The 18,694-nt window shown below is 74.1% G+C and carries 17 protein-coding genes; 9 read left to right on the forward strand and 8 right to left on the reverse strand.

All coding sequences use genetic code 11. The features are described from left to right. The first annotated feature begins 38 nt into the window (after positions 1-38). Together AQJ30_RS17105 and AQJ30_RS17110 are read left to right on the forward strand one after the other, a co-directional pair. Positions 39-1,682, forward strand: a complete 1,644-nt coding sequence (locus AQJ30_RS17105) for a DNA repair helicase XPB (protein ID WP_067234367.1) — start codon at positions 39-41, stop codon at positions 1,680-1,682. A gap of 178 nt (positions 1,683-1,860) precedes the next feature. Continuing rightward, positions 1,861-3,846: a CASTOR/POLLUX-related putative ion channel gene (locus AQJ30_RS17110; protein WP_079084097.1), complete on the forward strand. Its 1,986-nt coding sequence runs from the start codon at positions 1,861-1,863 to the stop codon at positions 3,844-3,846. Here AQJ30_RS17110 and AQJ30_RS17115 read toward each other — a convergent pair. Beyond that, positions 3,800-3,991: a hypothetical protein gene (locus AQJ30_RS17115; RefSeq protein WP_067234370.1), complete on the reverse strand. Its 192-nt coding sequence runs from the start codon at positions 3,989-3,991 to the stop codon at positions 3,800-3,802. The genes AQJ30_RS17110 and AQJ30_RS17115 overlap by 47 nt on opposite strands. Before the next feature lie 332 nt (positions 3,992-4,323). Between AQJ30_RS17115 and AQJ30_RS17120 the strand changes: the two genes are divergently transcribed. Then, positions 4,324-6,381 (forward strand): HelD family protein, encoded by a 2,058-nt coding sequence (locus AQJ30_RS17120; RefSeq protein WP_067234372.1) that lies wholly within the window; start codon positions 4,324-4,326, stop codon positions 6,379-6,381. A gap of 52 nt (positions 6,382-6,433) precedes the next feature. Here AQJ30_RS17120 and AQJ30_RS17125 read toward each other — a convergent pair whose 3' ends face one another. Both AQJ30_RS17125 and AQJ30_RS17130 read right to left on the reverse strand, forming a co-directional pair. Continuing rightward, entirely contained in the window at positions 6,434-7,180 is a 747-nt protein-coding gene (locus AQJ30_RS17125; RefSeq protein WP_067234375.1) for a copper homeostasis protein CutC, read from the reverse strand. Between the two features lie 93 nt (positions 7,181-7,273). Continuing rightward, a complete protein-coding gene (locus AQJ30_RS17130) occupies positions 7,274-7,957 on the reverse strand; it encodes a maleylpyruvate isomerase family mycothiol-dependent enzyme (RefSeq protein ID WP_067234378.1) in 684 nt (227 codons plus the stop codon). A gap of 90 nt (positions 7,958-8,047) precedes the next feature. Between AQJ30_RS17130 and AQJ30_RS17135 the strand changes: the two genes are divergently transcribed. Both AQJ30_RS17135 and AQJ30_RS17140 read left to right on the forward strand, forming a co-directional pair. Beyond that, positions 8,048-8,692, forward strand: coding sequence for an HD domain-containing protein (locus tag AQJ30_RS17135; protein ID WP_067234381.1), 645 nt, complete (start codon positions 8,048-8,050; stop codon positions 8,690-8,692). 26 nt (positions 8,693-8,718) lie between these two features. Next, the gene (locus tag AQJ30_RS17140) at positions 8,719-9,810 is read left to right on the forward strand and encodes a GNAT family N-acetyltransferase (RefSeq protein WP_107119603.1); all 1,092 of its coding nucleotides are present in this window, start codon (positions 8,719-8,721) and stop codon (positions 9,808-9,810) included. Positions 9,811-9,882: 72 nt separating this feature from the next. On the opposite strand, the gene AQJ30_RS17145 is transcribed toward AQJ30_RS17140, so the two are convergent. Further along, positions 9,883-10,149: a DUF4031 domain-containing protein gene (locus AQJ30_RS17145; RefSeq protein WP_067234386.1), complete on the reverse strand. Its 267-nt coding sequence runs from the start codon at positions 10,147-10,149 to the stop codon at positions 9,883-9,885. Next, complete coding sequence (locus AQJ30_RS17150; RefSeq protein WP_067234389.1) at positions 10,146-10,529, reverse strand: hypothetical protein; 384 nt, start codon at positions 10,527-10,529, stop codon at positions 10,146-10,148. The genes AQJ30_RS17145 and AQJ30_RS17150 overlap by 4 nt, the downstream gene beginning before the upstream one ends. Before the next feature lie 55 nt (positions 10,530-10,584). On the opposite strand from AQJ30_RS17150, the gene AQJ30_RS17155 reads away from it, so the two are divergent. The 4 genes from AQJ30_RS17155 to AQJ30_RS17170 are packed head-to-tail and all read left to right on the forward strand — an operon-like array spanning position 10,585 to position 14,584. After that, positions 10,585-11,475 carry a MurR/RpiR family transcriptional regulator gene (locus AQJ30_RS17155; RefSeq protein ID WP_245726965.1) on the forward strand — a complete coding sequence of 297 codons (891 nt, stop codon included), beginning with the start codon at positions 10,585-10,587 and terminating at the stop codon, positions 11,473-11,475. A 51-nt stretch (positions 11,476-11,526) separates the two neighbouring features. Further along, entirely contained in the window at positions 11,527-12,483 is a 957-nt protein-coding gene (murQ, locus tag AQJ30_RS17160; protein WP_067234395.1) for an N-acetylmuramic acid 6-phosphate etherase, read from the forward strand. Between the two features lie 16 nt (positions 12,484-12,499). Beyond that, positions 12,500-13,942, forward strand: a complete 1,443-nt coding sequence (locus AQJ30_RS17165; RefSeq protein ID WP_079084098.1) for a PTS transporter subunit EIIC — start codon at positions 12,500-12,502, stop codon at positions 13,940-13,942. A 60-nt stretch (positions 13,943-14,002) separates the two neighbouring features. After that, positions 14,003-14,584 (forward strand): hypothetical protein, encoded by a 582-nt coding sequence (locus AQJ30_RS17170; protein ID WP_067234397.1) that lies wholly within the window; start codon positions 14,003-14,005, stop codon positions 14,582-14,584. Positions 14,585-14,654: 70 nt separating this feature from the next. On the opposite strand, the gene AQJ30_RS17175 is transcribed toward AQJ30_RS17170, so the two are convergent. From AQJ30_RS17175 to AQJ30_RS17185, 3 genes are all read right to left on the reverse strand, one after another. Next, entirely contained in the window at positions 14,655-15,806 is a 1,152-nt protein-coding gene (locus tag AQJ30_RS17175) for an NADH:flavin oxidoreductase (RefSeq protein ID WP_067234400.1), read from the reverse strand. 237 nt (positions 15,807-16,043) lie between these two features. After that, a complete protein-coding gene (gene groL, locus AQJ30_RS17180) occupies positions 16,044-17,666 on the reverse strand; it encodes a chaperonin GroEL (RefSeq protein ID WP_067234403.1) in 1,623 nt (540 codons plus the stop codon). 398 nt (positions 17,667-18,064) lie between these two features. Then, positions 18,065-18,268, reverse strand: a complete 204-nt coding sequence (locus tag AQJ30_RS17185) for a cold-shock protein (protein WP_004986573.1) — start codon at positions 18,266-18,268, stop codon at positions 18,065-18,067. Positions 18,269-18,694: the final 426 nt, after the last annotated feature.

Raw genomic sequence — 18,694 nt, forward strand, 5'->3', positions numbered from 1 at the left:
TTGGCCGCGTCCCCTGGCCTGACGGAAAGGTTCCGCGCGTGAACGGTCCACTCATCGTCCAGTCCGACAAGACCCTGCTCCTGGAGGTCGACCACGAGCAGGCCGACGACTGCCGCCGTGCCATCGCGCCGTTCGCCGAGCTGGAGCGGGCCCCGGAGCACATCCACACCTACCGGGTGACCCCGCTCGGCCTGTGGAACGCGCGGGCCGCCGGCCACGACGCCGAGCAGGTCGTGGACGCCCTCGTGCAGTTCAGCCGGTACCCGGTGCCGCACGCCCTGCTGGTCGACATCGCCGAGACGATGGACCGCTACGGCCGCCTCACCCTGAGCAAGCACCCCGCGCACGGGCTGGTGCTCACCACCACCGACCGGCCGGTGCTGGAGGAGGTGCTGCGCTCCAAGCGGATCGCCCCGCTGGTCGGCGCCCGCATCGACCCGGACACCGTCGCCGTGCACCCCTCCGAGCGCGGGCAGATCAAGCAGACGCTGCTCAAGCTGGGCTGGCCCGCCGAGGACCTCGCCGGGTACGTCGACGGCGAGGCCCACCCGATCGCGCTGCGCGAGGACGGCTGGGCGCTGCGGCCGTACCAGCACCAGGCCGTGGAGAACTTCTGGCACGGCGGCTCCGGCGTCGTGGTGCTGCCGTGCGGCGCCGGCAAGACGCTGGTCGGCGCGGGCGCCATGGCGCAGGCCGCCTCGACCACCCTCATCCTCGTCACCAACACCGTCTCCGCCCGGCAGTGGAAGCACGAGCTGGTGAAGCGGACCACGCTGACCGAGGACGAGATCGGCGAGTACAGCGGGACGCGGAAGGAGATCCGGCCCGTCACCATCGCCACGTACCAGGTCCTGACGACCCGGCGGAAGGGCGTCTACCCGCACCTGGAGCTGTTCGACTCCCGCGACTGGGGCCTGATCGTCTACGACGAGGTGCACCTGCTGCCCGCACCGGTCTTCAAGTTCACCGCCGACCTCCAGGCCCGGCGCCGGCTGGGGCTGACCGCCACCCTGGTGCGCGAGGACGGCCGGGAGTCCGACGTGTTCTCGCTGATCGGGCCGAAGCGGTTCGACGCGCCGTGGAAGGAGATCGAGGCGCAGGGGTACATCGCGCCCGCCGATTGCGTGGAGGTCCGCGTCAACCTCACCGACTCCGAGCGGCTCGCCTACGCGACCGCCGAGGCCGAGGAGAAGTACCGGTTCTGCGCGACGACCGCCACCAAGCGGAAGGTGACCGAGGCGATCGTGCGCCGCTTCGCCGGACAGCAGGTCCTCGTCATCGGCCAGTACATCGACCAGCTCGACGAGCTGGGCGAGCACCTGGGCGCGCCGGTGATCAAGGGCGAGACGTCCAACGCCCAGCGCGAGAAGCTGTTCGACGCGTTCCGGCAGGGCGAGATCAGCGTGCTGGTGGTGTCGAAGGTGGCGAACTTCTCGATCGACCTGCCGGAGGCCACGGTCGCCATCCAGGTGTCGGGCACCTTCGGCTCGCGGCAGGAGGAGGCCCAGCGCCTGGGGCGGGTGCTGCGCCCGAAGGCGGACGGCCACCAGGCGCACTTCTACTCGGTGGTCGCCCGCGACACCATCGACCAGGACTTCGCCGCGCACCGCCAGCGGTTCCTGGCCGAGCAGGGGTACGCCTACCGGATCATGGACGCGGACGAACTGCTGGCGGAGAGCTAGGGGCCGACTCGCGCCACCCCCGTCCAAACCGGTGCCGGCCGGGTGCGCGGAGGCACGAGGGGGCGGGCGCCTGCCCCCGATTACGGCGAAGGGATGAATCGCGCCCCCGTGCCGCCCGGCGTGTGAGGCCGGGTCAGGACACTGCCCCCTACAGACCTGCGCGCGGAGGGGGAACACAGTGGAACAGCGGCCCGGGGCGGGTGCCCGAGCGCGGTACTGGTTCGACACGACCCTGGCGCGCGGCACCTCGGCCCTGGTGGGCTGGCTTGTACTGGTCTGCCTGGCCGTGGTCGTCCCCGCCAGCGCGGCGCTGGTGTGGACGAGCGGGCACGCCCCCGCCACCCTGTCCGGCAAGGTCGCGGCGATCTGGCGGCTGACCGGGGAGACCATGCGGCTGGGCGGCACCACCGGCAGCCCGGCCCGGGTGGCGCTGTCGGTGCTGCTGGCCCTGGTCGCCCTGGTCTACGTCTCGACCCTCGTCGGACTCATCACGACCGGGCTCACCGAGCGGCTGATCGCCCTGCGGCGCGGCCGCTCGACCTTACTGGAGCGCGGCCACGTGGTGGTCCTGGGCTGGTCGGAGCAGGTCTTCACGGTGGTGGGCGAACTGGTCGCGGCGGGCGCCAACCAGCGGCGCTCGGCCGTGGCGATCCTGGCCGACCGCGACAAGACGGCCATGGAGGAGTCCCTGCAGAGCAAGGTCGGCCCGACCGGCCGGACCCGGCTGATCTGCCGCAGCGGCCCGTCCGCCGACCCGGCCGTGCTGGCGCTGACCAGCCCGGCCACCGCCGACTCGGTGATCGTGCTGCCGCCCGACGCGTCCCGCGGCGACGCGGACGTGGTGAAGGCGCTGCTGGCCCTGCGGGCGACGGCGCGCGGGGGCGAGGTCACCGTGCCCGTCGTGGCGGCGGTCCGCGACAGCGGCCACCTGCTCGCGGCCCGCCTGGCCGCCGGGTCCCGGGGCGTCGTCCTGGAGAGCGACACCGTCACCGCCCGGCTCATCGCGCAGGCGGCGCGCCGCCCGGGACTGTCCCTGGTCCACCGCGACCTGCTCGACTTCGCCGGGGACGAGTTCTACCCGGCCGCCCACCCGTCCCTGGCCGGCCGCGAGTTCGGCGAGGCGCTGCTCTCCTACGGCAACGCCAGCGCGGTCGGGCTGATCCGCGGCGGGGTGCCCTGGCTGAACCCGCCCGCGGGGACGGTGCTCGAACCCGACGACCAGCTCCTCGTCATCGCCGCAGACGACGACACCGCCGAGTTCGCCGACTGCGCGCCGCTGGTCGACGAGCGGCTCGTGGCGGGCGTCCGGCCGCCGGAGACCCGGCCGGAGCGGCTGCTGGTGCTGGGCTGGAACCGGCGTGCGCCCCTCGTGCTGCGGGAGTGGGGCCGCAACGCGCCCCCCGGGTCGGTGGCCGACGTGGTGGCGGACGAGGACGAGGCCACGGTGCGGGCCGCCTGCGAGGGCGGCGACCGTGACGAGGCCGGCGAGGGCGGCGAGGGCGGTGAGGGCTCCGACTGGACCTGTGTGGCCCTCCGGGGCGACACCACCCGGCCGGAGACCCTGGCCGGCCTGGACCTGGCCTCCTACCGGAGCGTCGTCGTGCTCGGCCAGGAGCCACGGGCCGGTGAGCCCCCCGAGGAGCCGGACACCCGCACGCTCGTCACCCTGCTCGTCCTGCGCCACCTCGAACGGCGCACCGGCCGGGAACTGCCGGTGGTCACCGAGCTCACCGACGACGGCAACCGTCCCCTCGCCCCGCTCGGGCCGGGCGCCGACGTGATCATCAGCGGCAAGCTCATCGGACTGCTGATGGCGCAGATCTCCCAGAACCCCCACCTGGCGGCCGTGTTCGACGAACTGTTCTCGGCCGGCGGCACGCAGCTCCACCTGCGGTCGGCCGCCGACTACGTCCTGACCGGCCACGAGACGTCCTTCGCCACGGTCGTCGCGGCGGCCCGCGACCGGGGCGAGTGCGCCATCGGCTACCGCAGCCACGCCGAGGCCCACCGGGCCCCCGGCTACGGGCTGCGCCTGAATCCGCCCAAGGCGGACCGCCGGCGCTGGTCCGAGGGCGACGAGGTGGTCGTCGTCGCCGGGGAGGGCCGGCGCGGTGCCGTCAGGAGCGGCGGACTCCCGCTTCCTCGCCGTACTCCCCGAGGATGATCACGTCGAAGGCGGCGCCCGCGAAGACGCGTATCGCGCGCAGGGTGTCGCCGAGACGGTGGTGGTGGCTGCCGGACACGGACAGGGACGTGGCGCCGGGCGGACGGCCCGGGGCCGGGGCGTGGGTGATGGTCGCTGCGCTCATGTCTCCATGGTGCGATCGGGGACATAAGGGTGGCATCGGTCCGGAGAGCCACTTCGGGAGGATCTCCGCTCCACCCCCGGGTGGAGCACCGTCCCCTCCGGACGGGGGACGGCTCCCCTAGGGGGCGGGACCTCCCGGGCCGCTCCGGGGCGTCCGCGCGGAGGGCCGCCGCGCAGAGGGCCGCCGCGCAGGCCGGGCGAATATCCATTGGCCTGCCGCCCGCCCCCGGTCCTAGAATCTCCGCTCTTGCCCGCCTCCCTCCCGGAGCGCCGCCGACCGGACGGAAACCGGCCGGACCCCCATGACCGTCCCGCAGGCCCGGAGGCACCCCCTTGTCCACGCCCCTGTCCGCCGACGACCCCCTCTCCCGCGAGCGCTCCCACCTGGCCGCCTCCCGAGCCGCGCTGCGCGCCATGCGGGAGGACGTCGAGTCGCTCGACATCCGCGACGTCACCGCGAACTGGGTCAACGCCGAGGTGCTGGCCCGCCAGATCGACGAGCGCATCAAGGCCCTGGCCGACCTGAGCGACACCCCGCTGTTCTTCGGCCGGCTCGACTACCTGCACGCGCCCGGCGCCGACCGGGCCGAGGGAGCAGAGGGGGAACGCTTCTACATCGGGCGCCGGCACGTGCACGACGCCGACGGCGACCCGATGGTCATCGACTGGCGCGCGCCGGTCTCGCAGCCGTTCTACCGGGCGTCCAAGAAGGACCCGATGGACGTCGCGCTGCGCCGCCGCTTCGGCTACACGCGCGGGGACATCACGGCGTACGAGGACGAGCACCTCTCCGACCCCGGCGAGGCGGCCCGCACCAGCAAGCTGCTCCAGCAGGAGATCGAGCGGCCCCGCGTCGGCCCGATGCGCGACATCGTCGCCACCATCCAGCCCGAGCAGGACGAGATCGTCCGGTCGGGCCTCGGCGGCACCGTGTGCGTGCAGGGCGGCCCCGGCACCGGGAAGACGGCGGTCGGCCTGCACCGGGTGGCGTACCTGCTGTACGCCCACCGCGAGCGGCTGGCCCGCACCGGGACCCTGGTCATCGGGCCGAACCGGTCCTTCCTGCACTACATCGAGCAGGTGCTGCCCGCGCTCGGCGAGCTGACCGTGCGGCAGGCGACGGTCGACGACCTGGTGGCGCACGTGGAGGTGCGCGGCACCGACGACGCGGCCGCCGCCGTGGTCAAGGGCGACGCCCGGATGGCCGAGGTGCTGCGGCGCGCGGTGTACGCGCACGTGACGATGCCGACCGAGCCGGTCGTCGTGGTGCGCGGCTCCCGGCGCTGGCGAGTGCCGGCGTACGAACTCGAGGCCATCGTGCGTGAGTTGCTGGACCGCGACATCCGCTACGGCGCCGCCCGCGAGGCCCTGCCGCAGCGCATCGCGCACGCGGTGCTGGTGCAGATGGAGCGCTCGGGCGAGGCGCCGGACGACCGGGTGCAGGACGCCGTCGCCCGCAACAGCGCGGTGAAGGCGGCCGTGAAGGCGGTGTGGCCGCCGGTCGACCCGGCGAAGCTGGTCCTGCGGCTGCTGACCGACGCCGACTTCCTCGCCCGGCAGGCCGAGGGCGTGCTGAGCGCGGAGGAGCAGAAGACGGTCCTGTGGGAGAAGCCGGTCCGCTCGGTGAAGTCGGCGCGGTGGTCGCCGGCGGACGCCGTGCTGGTCGACGAGGCGACCGACCTGATCGGGCGGACGCACTCGCTGGGCCACGTGGTGCTGGACGAGGCGCAGGACCTGTCGCCCATGCAGTACCGGGCGGTCGGGCGGCGCTGCACGACCGGTTCGGCGACGGTCCTCGGCGACCTCGCGCAGGGCACCACGCCCTGGGCGACCCGCAGTTGGGAGAAGGCCCTCGGGCACCTCGGCAAGCGGGACGCGGTGATCGAGGAGCTGACGGCCGGCTTCCGTGTCCCGACGGACGTGATCGCCTACGCCTCGCGGCTGCTCCCGCACATCGCGCCGGGGCTGACCCCGGTGGCGTCGGTGCGGGAGAACCCCGGCTCCTTCGAGGTCCGCGCGGTCGCGGGGGACGCGGACGTGGTCGCCGCGTGCGAGGAGGCGCTGCGCCACGAGGGGTCCATCGGCCTGATCGCGGCCGACGCGCGCGTGCCCGCGCTGGCGGACGCCCTCGCGGCCGCCGGGCTGCCCCACCTCGCCCCCGGTGAGGAGACGACCGCCGAAGCCCGCCTCACCCTGGTCCCGGCGTCCCTCGCCAAGGGCCTGGAGTACGACTACGTGGTCCTGGACGAGCCCCGGGCCGTGGTCGACGGCGAACCGGACGAACGCACCGGCCTGCGGCGGCTGTACGTCGCCCTCACCCGAGCGGTGTCGGGCCTGACGGTGACCCACACGGGCCCCCTGCCGGAACAGCTGGGCCAGGCCGTGTCGTAGGCCGCGTCCGCGCGGTCCCCCGCCCAGGAGGGACACCCCCGGCCCGCGACGCTCAGAGCAACTCCCCCACCTCCGCGGTCCGGGACTCCCGTACCGCCTCGGGTGCCGGGGCGCCGTCCACCGCGCGGCGCCACGCGGCGACGGCATCCGCCGACACCGGGCCGGACCAGCCGTCCGGGCGGGCCGCGCCGCCGATGTGGAAGGCGTCGATGCCGGCCGTCCGCAGGGCCGGGACGTGGTCCAGGCGCAGGCCGCCGCCGACCAGGAGCTGCTGGTCGTAGCCCGGCAGGCCGCGCCGTCCGGCCTCGGTGACGAGCACGGTCAGCCCGTCGTCGACGCCCGTGGCGGAACCGGCCGTCAGGTAGGTGTCCAGGCCGGGCAGGCCGTCGAGCCGCCTGCGCAGGGCGTCACGGTCGGCGGCCCGGTCGATCGCGCGGTGGAAGGTCCACCGGCAGCCCTCCAGCGCCCCGACGACCTGCTCCACCGCGTCGAGGTCGGCCTCGCCGGCGGTGTCGAGGAAGCCGAGCACGAACTGGTCGGCCCCCGCCGCCCGCAGCTCGCCGGCCAGGCCGGCCAGCCGCGCCACGTCCCCCGCCGCGAACCCGTCCGCGAGCCGCAGCATCACGCGCAGGTCGAGGTCGACGGCGGCCCGGATCCCGGCGAAGGTCGCCACGGACGGGGTCAGCCCGTCGGCGGCCATGTCGGTGACCAGTTCGAGGCGGTCCGCGCCTCCGGCCTGGGCGGCGACCGCGTCCTCGGGGTCGAGGGCGATCACCTCCAGGACTGCACGCGTGCTCATAGGACCCCTTCCGTCGTGTTCCCCTGGAGCGGCTACAGGTCTAGTCCAATGCCAGGGTACGCCGGGAGGGCCCGCCCGGGGGGCCACCCGGGGTCAGCCGAAGATGTTGAGTTCCCCCGGCTCGGCCCCGGCCAGTTCGTACGACACCCCCTCGGCGGGCCGGCGCCCCGCGTACAGCCGGACGAGGGTCGGGCCGTCGCCGATGAAGCGGGCCGGGGTCCGCCCGCCGTCGGCGGCGCCGAGCAGCAGCGGTTCGTCCAGGTGGTCGAGGTCGGCGTGCAGGGCGGGGCAGCCCTTCTCCCGGGTCACCCGCGCCAGCAGTGCCAGCGCGTCGGGCAGGCCGGGACCGCCGTAGGCCCCCGGCTCGCCGAACACGTCCCGCACGTCGCCGCCGTGCACCCACTCCCCGAGGGCGACCAGGTCGAGCACGCCCCCGGCCTTCGCGATCGCCGGACCGGCCTCGGTCATCGCGCGCTCCAGCTCGTCGACGACGCGCTGGTTCGGCCAGTCGGCCCGCTCGGCGATGTCCCGGTCGTTCGACGCGGGCGAGAACACGCCCTTCTCGAAGCGCCCCTCCACCACCCGCACCAGTGCGGCCGAACAGTGCGCGACCACGTCCCGCACCGTCCACCCCGGACACGCGGGCGCCGGCCGCGCGAAGTCGTCGTCCGGCCGGGACCGCAGCAACGGCACCAGCCCGTCCCGCTCGGTGACGAGCAGCCGCCCGGGCAGCTCGGGGTCCCTCGGCTCGTACGTGTCGGTACTCATCGTCGTCATGGCCCCACGCTAGGGGGTGTCCGCGCGGTACCGCCCCGCCCTCCCCGAACCGGAACCGCCCCGCCGCGCGACAAGGCGGAGAATGAACCCATGGTCGACCTCGACGCCCTGCGGACCCGCTGGCTGCGCACCCTGCTGTCGGTCAGGGAGGGCACGCGCCACCCCGATCCCGACGTGTACGCCGACGCCCTGCTGCGCCGCTGGCAGGAGCCCCAGCGGCACTACCACACGCTGACCCACCTCGCCGCGGTCCTGGACCACGTCGACACGCTCCAGGCGTACGCCGACGACCCGGACGCCGTGCGGCTGGCGGCCTGGTTCCACGACGCGGTGTACCTGCCGGACCGCTCCGAGAACGAGGAGCGCTCCGCCGCGCTCGCCGAGCGCGCCCTGCCCGAGGCGGGCGTCCCGGAGCGGACCACCGCGGAGGTCGCCCGGCTGGTCCGCCTCACCGTCACCCACGACCCGGCCGACGACGACCGCAACGGCCAGGTCCTGTGCGACGCGGACCTCGCGATCCTGGCCTCCGCGCCCTCGGTGTACGCCGCCTACACGGCGGCCGTCCGGGAGGAGTACCACTTCGTGCCGAACGACGCCTTCCGCGCGGGCCGCGCCGCGGTCCTGCGCCAACTCCTCGACCTCCCCCGCCTGTTCCGCACCCCTCACGGCGCCGAACGCTGGGAGGCCACCGCCCGCTACAACCTCAGGGGCGAGCTGGAACTGCTGTCGAGCTGAGCAGCACCTGCGCCTAGGCTGCCCTCATGCGGACTTGGGGCGGGGATCAGGTGGAGGCGGCCGTCGCCAGCGGCGTCGGGCTGCTGCGGACGGTCACGGACCGGGACTGGGAGGGGGTGCCGGCCGGCCGGCTGGAGTGGAGCTGCCTGCAGACCGCCGAGCACCTGGCGGGCACGCTGCTCGCCTACGCGAGCCTGCTGGCGAGCCGTTCCGCCGACGCCTGGGTCCCCTTCGACCTGACCCTCGACGAGGGCACCGGACCGGCGGGCGTGGCGGACGTGGTCGAGACGACCGGCACCCTGCTGGCGATGGCCGTGCGCACCACCCCGCGCGCGGTGCGCGCCCACCACCCGTACCCCTTCCGCAGCGCCAACCGCGAGGGCTTCGCCGCGATGGCCGTCACCGAACTGCTGCTGCACACCCACGACATCGCCGAGGGCCTGGGCGTGCCGTACGAGCCGCCGGCCGACCTGTGCGCGGGCGCGCTCACCCGGCTGTTCCCGCACGTGCGCCCGGACGCCGCCCCCTGGCCGACCCTGCGGTGGGCCACCGGCCGCGGTGAGCTGCCCGACCGCGCGCCGGTCACCGGCTGGCACTGGGTCAACCCGCTCGCCCTGCCCGCCGAGCGGCTGACCCTCGAAGCGCTGACCCCGGCCGCCGCCGTCGACCTGCACACGGGCGGCGACGGCGGCTACGCCTGGCTGGGCGGCGCACCCCTGCAAGGGGCCCGGGACGCCTCCGGGATGCTGGTCAAGGCGTACGAGAACGGCGTGCTGCACCCGGAGTTCGGCGTCTTCGCCGTCGTACGGCGGGAGGACGACCGGGCGGTCGGCACCATGGGCTTCCACGGCCCTCCCGACGACGAGGGCCGGGTGGAGGTCGGCTACGACCTGGTGGAGCCGGCCCGCGGCCACGGCTACGCGACCGAGGCCCTGCGCGCCCTGACGGCGCACGCCCTGGCCCACGACGAGGTGCGCACGCTGTGCGCGGTCATCGACGAGGACAACCTGCCGTCGCAGGGCGTGGTGACCCGGGCCGGTTTCGTCCCGGCCCCGCTGGAGGAGGCGCCGCGGGAGCCGGGGGCGCAGGCGATGCGGCTGTACGTGCGCGAGCGGTAGGGGCGGGCCCTCCGGCCGTACGTGCGCGAGCGGTAGGCGCGTCACGGCCGGTCGCGACAGCCGTGGCCGGTCTCAGCGGGCCCGGCCCTTGGGGCGGCGCAGCCCCGCTGCCGTGAGCCTGCGCACGAGTTCCTTCGAGCCGACCTCCACCGCGCCGGCCGCGACCGCGTCGAGGTAGCGGTGCGAGGGCAGGTCGTAGTGGTCGCGCTCGAAGGCGCGCCGCGGCACGCCCAACCGCTCGGCGAACGCGTGCAGTTCGGCGAACGAGGTGTCGCTGACCAGGTGCGACCACAGACGGCCGTGCCCCGGCCAGGTGGGCGGGTCGATGTAGACGGTCATGACGAGGGCGTGCCGCCCGCCGCCGCGCCGAGCGAGCCGACCGCCGCGACCCGCACGCCCGCCTTGTGGCACACCCAGTGCGGGTCCGGGCCGAGTTCGGGCTCGACGTCGAGGGCGTGCGGGTCGCCCGAGCCGCAGACCGGGCACAGCGGCCAGCGGCCGTACCGCTCCAGCAACGCGTCCTGCACGTCCTGGGCGACCAGGCCCGGCAGGTAGGCCGCGCCGTCCGGCCACTGCTCCACCCACCAGCGGCGCTCCACGACGGAGTTCTCGACCATCGACACCACGTCCGGCTGGGCCACCTCGTCCGCGGCGAGGTCGGCCAGCACGCGGGCGCGGGCGGCGTGCAGCGCCTGTTCCAGGGGGCTCACGGGATCCATGGTCCCATTGTGCGCACTCTTGACCGGGCCCCCGGACCGGAAATAACTTTCAGTCGTGTCCGAGCATGTGAAGGAAACTTTCCCTCCGCCGGCGGCGCTCGCCGCCAAGGTGCGCACGCTCGCGCCCTCGATGACCCGCTCCATGCAGCGCGTCGCCGAGGCCGTCGCGAGCGACCCCGCCGGGTGCGCGGCCCTGACCGTCACCGGTCTCGCGGAACGCACCGGCACCAGCGAGGCGACCGTCGTGCGCACCGCCCGCCTCCTCGGCTACCCCGGCTACCGCGACCTGCGCCTGGCCCTCGCCGGGCTGGCCGCCCAGCAGCAGTCCGGGCGCTCGCCCGCGATCACCACGGACATCGCCGTCGACGACCCGATCGCCGACGTCGTCGCCAAGCTCGCCTACGACGAGCAGCAGACCCTCGCGGACACCGCGGCCGGGCTGGACACCGTCCAACTGGGCGCCGCCGTCGCCGCGGTGGCCGCGGCCCGGCGCACCGACGTGTACGGGATCGGGGCGTCCGGGCTGGTCGCCCAGGACCTGACGCAGAAGCTGCTGCGGATAGGGCTGATGGCGCACGCCCCCGGCGACCCCCACCTCGCGGTCACCAACGCCGTGCAGCTGCGCGGCGGGGACGTCGCCGTCGCCATCACGCACTCCGGGTCGACGGGCGACGTCATCGAGCCGCTGCGGGTCGCCTTCGAGCGGGGCGCCACCACGGTGGCGATCACCGGGCGCCCGGACAGCCCGGTGACGGCCTACGCCGACCACGTGCTGACCACCTCGACGGCCCGGGAGAGCGAGCTGCGCCCGGCCGCGATGTCCTCGCGCACCGGTCAGCTGCTGGTGGTGGACTGCCTGTTCGTGGGGGTCGCGCAGCGCACCTACGAGTCGGCCGCGCCGGCGCTGGCCGCGTCGTACGAGGCGCTCGCGCACCGGCACCGGTAGACCGTAGGGGTCGTTGTCCATGACCAGCCGCACGGGAAAGAGCCGTCCGTCATGACCTCCTCCACCCCCCGCACCCCCCGCACCTCCCGCCCCGACCCCCTGCTCTCCCAGCTGTCCGCCCTGCCCACCGAGGCCTTCCGGGCCGACCTCGCCGAGATCGACCGCCTGCCCACGCTGGAGATCGCGCGGCTGATGAACGCCGAGGACGCCGGCGTCCCGGCCGCGGTCCGGACCCAGCTGCCGCGGATCGCCGCCGTCATCGACGCCGTCGCCGCCCGGATGGGCCGGGGCGGGCGCCTCGTCTACGCCGGTGCCGGGACCGCCGGGCGGCTCGGGGTGCTGGACGCCTCCGAGTGCCCGCCCACCTTCAACACCGCGCCCGGCGAGGTGGTCGGGCTCATCGCGGGCGGCCCAGACGCCCTGGTCAGCTCCGTCGAGGGCGCCGAGGACTCGCGCGAACTGGCCGTCGCCGACCTGGACGCCCTCCACCTCACGCCCGATGACACCGTTGTCGGCGTCTCGGCCTCGGGCCGCACCCCCTACGCCCTCGGCGCCGTCGAACACGCCCGCGCCCTGGGCGCGCTGACCGTCGGGCTGGCCTGCAACCCGGGCAGCGCGCTCGCCTCGGCCGCCGAGCACGCCGTCGAGGTGGTCGTCGGACCGGAGCTGGTCACCGGCTCCACCCGGCTCAAGGCCGGCACCGCGCAGAAGCTGGTGCTCAACATGCTGTCGACGATCACCATGATCCGGCTGGGCAAGACCTACGGGAACCTGATGGTCGACGTGCGCGCCTCCAACGACAAGCTGCGCGCCCGCTCCCGGCGCATCGTCGCCCTCGCCACCGGCGCCGGGGACGAGGAGATCGAGGCGGCCCTCACCGCCACCGGGGGCGAGGTGAAGCACGCGATCCTGGTGCTGCTCGCCGGGGTGGACGGGCCCACCGCCGCCCGCCTTCTGGAGGAGTCCGGCGGCCATCTGCGTGCCGCGCTCGCCGCCACGCCGGGGTGAGCCGCACGCTTCGCCCATGAGCACCGACCGCACCGACCGCACCGGCCCGCGGGCCACGGCCGCCGCCCTGCTGCCCCTGCTGGGCGGCCCCGCCAACGTCACCTCCGTCGCCCACTGCATGACCCGGCTGCGGGTGGGGCTCCTGGACCCGGCGCGGGTGCGGGAGGAGGCGGTGCGGGCCGTGCCCGGGGTGCTGGGGGTGGTCGTCGACGACGGGACGTACCAGGTGGTCCTCGGGCCCGGCGCCGTGACCCGGGTGACGGCCGCCTTCGAGGAGCTGCTGGACGGCAGCGTCGCAGGGGAACCGGCCGCGCGTGGCGCCGCGTCGCGGCCGGAGCGCGGGCGGCGCGACGCCACGCCGCTGAGGTCGGCCCTGCGCCGCGTCGCCGCCGTCTTCGTCCCGCTGGTCCCCGCGCTGGTCGGCTGCGGGGTCCTCGCCGGGCTCAACGGCCTGCTGGTCAACGCCGGGTGGCTACCGGGGATCACGCCCGCCCTGAGCGTCGTGGCGGCCGCGTTCATGGCGCTCCTCGCCGTGTTCGTCGGCGTGAACACCGCCCGCGAGTTCGGCGGGACGCCCGTGCTGGGCGGCGCCGTCGCCGCCGTGGTGGTGTACCCGGGGGTGGCGAAGGTGACGGCGTTCGGGGTGGCGCTGGTGCCCGGCCAGGGCGGGGTGCTCGGCGCGCTGGCCGCCGCGCTGCTCGCCACGTACGTCGAGAAGGCCTGCCGCGGGCGGGTGCCGGACGCGCTGGACGTCCTGGTGACCCCGACGGTGACCGTGCTGGTCGCCGGGCTCGCCACGCTGTACGGCCTGATGTACGTGGCGGGCGCCGTCGCCTCGGCCGTCGGCACCGCCGCGACCTGGCTGCTCACCCACACCGGCGCGGTCGCCGGGCTGCTGCTGGGCGGCCTGTTCCTGCCGCTGGTGATGCTCGGCCTGCACCAGGCCCTCATCCCGCTGCACACCACCCTGATCGAGCAGCAGGGCTCCACGCCGCTGCTGCCCGTCCTCGCCATGGCGGGCGCCGGCCAGGTCGGGGCGGCCTGCGCGGTGTACGTCCGCCTGCGCCACGACACGGCGCTGCGCGAGACGATCCGCTCGGCCCTCCCGGCGGGCCTGCTCGGCGTCGGCGAGCCGCTCGTCTACGGCGTCTGCCTCCCCCTCGGCCGTCCCTTCCTCACCGCCTGCGCGGGCGGCGCGGCCGGCGGGGCGTTCGTCGGGTTCTTCGCGATGCTCGGCGACGACGTCGGCGCCACGGCCATCGGTCCCTCCGGCTGGGCCCTGTTCCCGCTCCTGACCGGCTCCCACGGCCTGGCGGCGGCCGCGGCGGTCTACGCGGGCGGCCTGCTCACCGGCTACGGGGTCGGCTTCGCCGCGACGTGGATCGCCGGCTTCCCCGACGGCCCGCACCGCACCGCCGAGGAGGCGGGCGCCCCGGCACCGGCCCGCTCGTCCGGCTGAAACCGGCCTACCCTGGAGGCCGCCCCTACCTCGTCGAGACCGTGAGGCGTCGGACCCGCCATGAACCACGCGCAGCTCACCGCCCTGGGCCGTGCCCTCCGCCTCCTCGGCGAGCACGGCGACGCCCTGACCGCCGACACCCCGGACGCCCGGCTGCACGAGGTCAAGGCCGACCTGCGGCGGGCCCTGGACCTGCTGGAGGAGAGCGTCGGCACCGCGGCGCCCGTCACCCGGTGCGCCGAGCACCCGAACGGGCCCGTCGACGAGGGCGCCCCCGACCTGTGCCTGCTGTGCGAGACCCGGCGCCGCGCCGCCCGCCGCTCCGAGTACGGCGCCCAGGGCCCCTACGGTCCGTCCCGGCCGCACGGCGAGCAGTCCGCCCCCTCCCGGTACGGGGTCCGGGGCGACCGCCCCCAGCCCCAGCAGCGGTGGCTGCCGGAGCTGTGGAACGGGCAGGAGTGGCAGCTGTGCGGCACCCCGCGCCGCGACCGCCGCGAGGCCGAGCTGTACCTGGCCGCGCTGCGCCGCGGGTCCCGGCCGGCCATGGCCTACCGCCTGGTCCACGAGTTCACCGACTACGAGGTGCTGCGCATCTGGGGCACCCCGGTGAAGGTCGACATCGAACCCATGGGGAACCTGTAGCCCCGGCGGTGGCCCGTCCCGGGCCGCCCGGCGGCGGACGCCGGACGGTCCGCCCGGCGTCCGGAGCGGGTCAGCTGAGGGTCTTCAGTGCCGCCGCGTCGTAGGGCGCCAGGTCGTCGAAGCGGCCCGCGAGCACCTTGGCGGCCCACTCGGGGTCCTGGAGCAGCGCGCGGCCGACGGCGACCAGGTCGAACTCCTCGCGCTCCAGGCGGTCCAGCAGGTCGTCCAGGCCCTTGACCGGGGAGCCCTCGCCCGCGAAGCCGCGGATGAAGTCGCCGTCCAGGCCGACCGAGCCGACGGTGATGGTGGGCCGGCCGGTCAGCTTCTTGGTCCAGCCGGCCAGGTTGAGGTCCGAGCCGTCGAACTCCGGCAGCCAGTAGCGGCGCGTGGAGGCGTGGAAGGCGTCGACACCGGCCGCGGCGAGCGGGGCGAGGACGGCCTCCAGCTCCTCGGGGGTCTCGGCGAGCCGGGCGTCGTAGTTGTCCGACTTCCACTGCGAGTAGCGGAAGACCACCGGGAAGTCGGCCGACACGGACGCGCGCACCGCGGCGACGATCTCGGCCGCGAACTTCGTCCGGGCGACCAGGTCACCGCCGTAGGCGTCGGTCCGGCGGTTGGTGCCCGCCCACAGGAACTGGTCGATGAGGTAGCCGTGCGCGCCGTGCAGCTCGACCCCGTCGAAGCCGATGCGCTCGGCGGCCGCGGCGGCCTCGGCGAAGGCGCCGATGACGTCGTCCAGGTCACCGCGGGTCATGGCCCTGCCGTCCTGGGTGCCGTCCAGCCGGATGCCGGACGGGCCGACGGCGGGGGCCTGCTCGAACGGCGGCTTCCCGGGCCTGCGGACCATGCCGATGTGCCACAGCTGCGGGACGATCGTGCCGCCGGCCGCGTGCACCGCGTCGGCGACCTTCGCCCAGCCCGCGAGCTGCTCCTCGCCGTGGAACCGCGGCACCCGGTCGCTCTCGCCGGCCGACTCGTGGCCCACGTAGGTGCCCTCGGTGACGATGAGGCCGACCCCGGCGGCGGCACGGCGGGCGTAGTACGACACCACGTCCTCGCCCGGGACGCCGCCCGGCGAGAACATGCGGGTCATCGGCGCCATCACGATGCGGTTCGGGACGGTCAGGCCGTTGATCGAGACCGGCCGGGCGAGGATCTGCGCGGCGCGGGAGGCGGACGACCCGGGAGTGGGCTCAGTGGACTCGGCGGTGGTCGCGGTCACGTGGGGGCTCCTTGGGGGTATACCGGCTGGTATGTGCACGCGCATGCATGCCACGTCAGCGTCAACCGATCCCGTGCGCCCGTGCATTCCGCCGCCGCTCGGCGAGCGGTGTGATTCAGCCCACCCGGCCCGTGCGGACCACCCCGGCCGACACCGGGGAACGCCCGAGGGCGGCACCCCCCTCGTACGGGGAGTGCCGCCCTCGGTCCGTCAGGACGGTTGATCGACCGGGGTCGATCAGAAGTCCATGTCACCGCCCGGCATGCCGCCGCCGGCCGGGGCAGCGGCCTTCTCCGGCTTGTCGGCGATGACGGCCTCGGTGGTGAGGAACAGCGCGGCGATGGAGGCCGCGTTCTGCAGCGCGGAGCGGGTCACCTTGGCCGGGTCGATGATGCCCTCGGCGACCAGGTCGACGTACTCGCCGGTCGCGGCGTTCAGGCCGTGACCCGGGGTAAGGTTGCGGACCTTCTCCACCACGACGCCGCCCTCGAGGCCGGCGTTCACGGCGATCTGCTTCAGCGGGGCCTCCAGCGCGAGCTTGACGGCCTGGGCGCCCGTCGCCTCGTCGCCGTCGAGCTCCAGCTTCTCGAACACCTGGGAGGCCTGGAGCAGGGCCACGCCACCACCGGCGACGATGCCCTCCTCGACGGCCGCCTTGGCGTTGCGCACGGCGTCCTCGATGCGGTGCTTGCGCTCCTTGAGCTCCACCTCGGTGGCGGCACCGGCCTTGATGACCGCGACACCGCCGGCGAGCTTCGCCAGGCGCTCCTGCAGCTTCTCGCGGTCGTAGTCGGAGTCGCTGTTCTCGATCTCGGCGCGGATCTGGTTCACGCGGCCCGCGACCTGCTCCGAGGAGCCGGCGCCGTCGACGATCGTGGTCTCGTCCTTGGTGATGACGACCTTGCGGGCCTTGCCCAGCAGGTCCACGGTCGTGTTCTCGAGCTTGAGACCGACCTCCTCGGAGATGACCTCGCCGCCGGTGAGGATGGCGATGTCGTTCAGCATCGCCTTGCGGCGGTCGCCGAAGCCCGGGGCCTTGACCGCGACGGACTTGAAGGTGCCGCGGATCTTGTTGACGACCAGGGTCGACAGGGCCTCGCCCTCGACGTCCTCGGCGATGATCAGCAGCGGCTTGCCCGACTGCATGACCTTCTCCAGGAGCGGGAGCAGGTCCTTGACGCTGGAGATCTTGGAGTTCGCGATCAGGATGTACGGGTCGTCGAGGACGGCCTCCATACGCTCCATGTCGGTCGCGAAGTAGGCGGAGATGTAGCCCTTGTCGAAGCGCATGCCCTCGGTGAGCTCGAGCTCCAGACCGAAGGTCTGCGACTCCTCGACGGTGATGACGCCTTCCTTGCCGACCTTGTCCATGGCCTCGGCGATGAGCTCGCCGATCTGGGTGTCGGCGGCGGAGATGGAGGCCGTGGAAGCGATCTGCTCCTTGGTCTCGACGTCCTTCGCCTGCTCCAGCAGGGCGGCGGAGACGGCCTCGACGGCCTTCTCGATACCGCGCTTGAGGGCCATCGGGTTGGCGCCGGCGGCGACGTTGCGCAGGCCTTCCTTGACCAGTGCCTGGGCCAGGACGGTGGCGGTCGTCGTGCCGTCACCGGCCACGTCGTCCGTCTTCTTCGCCACTTCCTTGACGAGCTCGGCACCGATCTTCTCGTACGGGTCCTCGAGCTCGATCTCCTTGGCGATGGAGACACCGTCGTTGGTGATCGTGGGGGCGCCCCACTTCTTCTCGAGGACGACGTTGCGGCCCTTGGGGCCGAGGGTGACCTTGACGGCGTCCGCGAGCTGGTTCATGCCGCGCTCGAGGCCGCGCCGCGCCTCCTCGTCGAACGCGATGATCTTGGCCATGTGAAGTGGTCCCTCCAGGACTGGGGGTGATTCCTTCGGACCGCGCCCGCGCCCGCGACGGACGGCTCGCCGACCCGGTGGTTCCTTGCCCCACCCGGCCCGCGGGCCTCACCGACCCGGTCCTTCGCTGTCACTCTCACCTTCAGAGTGCTAACGCCAATGATTAGCACTCGGACTAGGAGAGTGCAAGGCGCGCTCGCGGAGCGAGTGCTCGTCGAGGGGTGGCGGTCGGGCGACGGGCGGGCGCAAGCGGCTCTCGGAGTCCGGGCCGCGTCTCAGCCCGAGGCGAACAGGGTCGGCACCGCGGGACCCCCCGCACACGGGCGAGGGGTCCGTGCCCTGGGCGGGCGCGGACCCCTCGGTGAGTGACTGCGGAAGAACGTTCAGGCGGTGAACGTTCAGGCGGTGACGCGAACCATGTCGGCCTGCGGGCCCTTCTGGCCCTGCGAGATCTCGAACTCGACCCGCTGGCCTTCTTCAAGGGTGCGGTAGCCGTCCATCTGAATGGCGCTGTAGTGGACGAAGACGTCCGCACCACCGTCGACCGCGATGAAGCCGTACCCCTTCTCCGCGTTGAACCACTTGACGGTGCCCTGAGCCATGCCTAACTCCCCTATTACTGGCCCTTGCACAGATCCGCACTTCGCGGATCCGGGTCAGACCTCACCCCCCAGACTGGTTGGGGGCGTGCGCCGGAACGCGTCGACCGCGGCTGAATGTATCTGTCCAACTGCCGTCTGCAACAGGTCAATCGGACGAGAATTCCGGACGCGAACGATCCGGAATGTGGCCAGAATGCGCCCGAATTCGGGGCAAGTCGGGCTGCACAAAAGGCGCATAAGCCGCGGGAGGAGCGCACAGTTTGGCTACTTCTCATCGGGCACGCGGCAGGAATCAAAGCCCGCCGATTCATGGATCCGGGGCGGGTTCCCCAACTGTACCGCGCTCAATCACATGGAATTGCCCCCTCCGCTTCTCTTACGGTGGGGGCAATTCGATGTACGCGCGGTGATCGCTATTACCGAGGG

This window comes from Streptomyces longwoodensis (genome assembly GCF_001514125.1).
Taxonomy (GTDB): Bacteria; Actinomycetota; Actinomycetes; order Streptomycetales; family Streptomycetaceae; genus Streptomyces; species Streptomyces longwoodensis.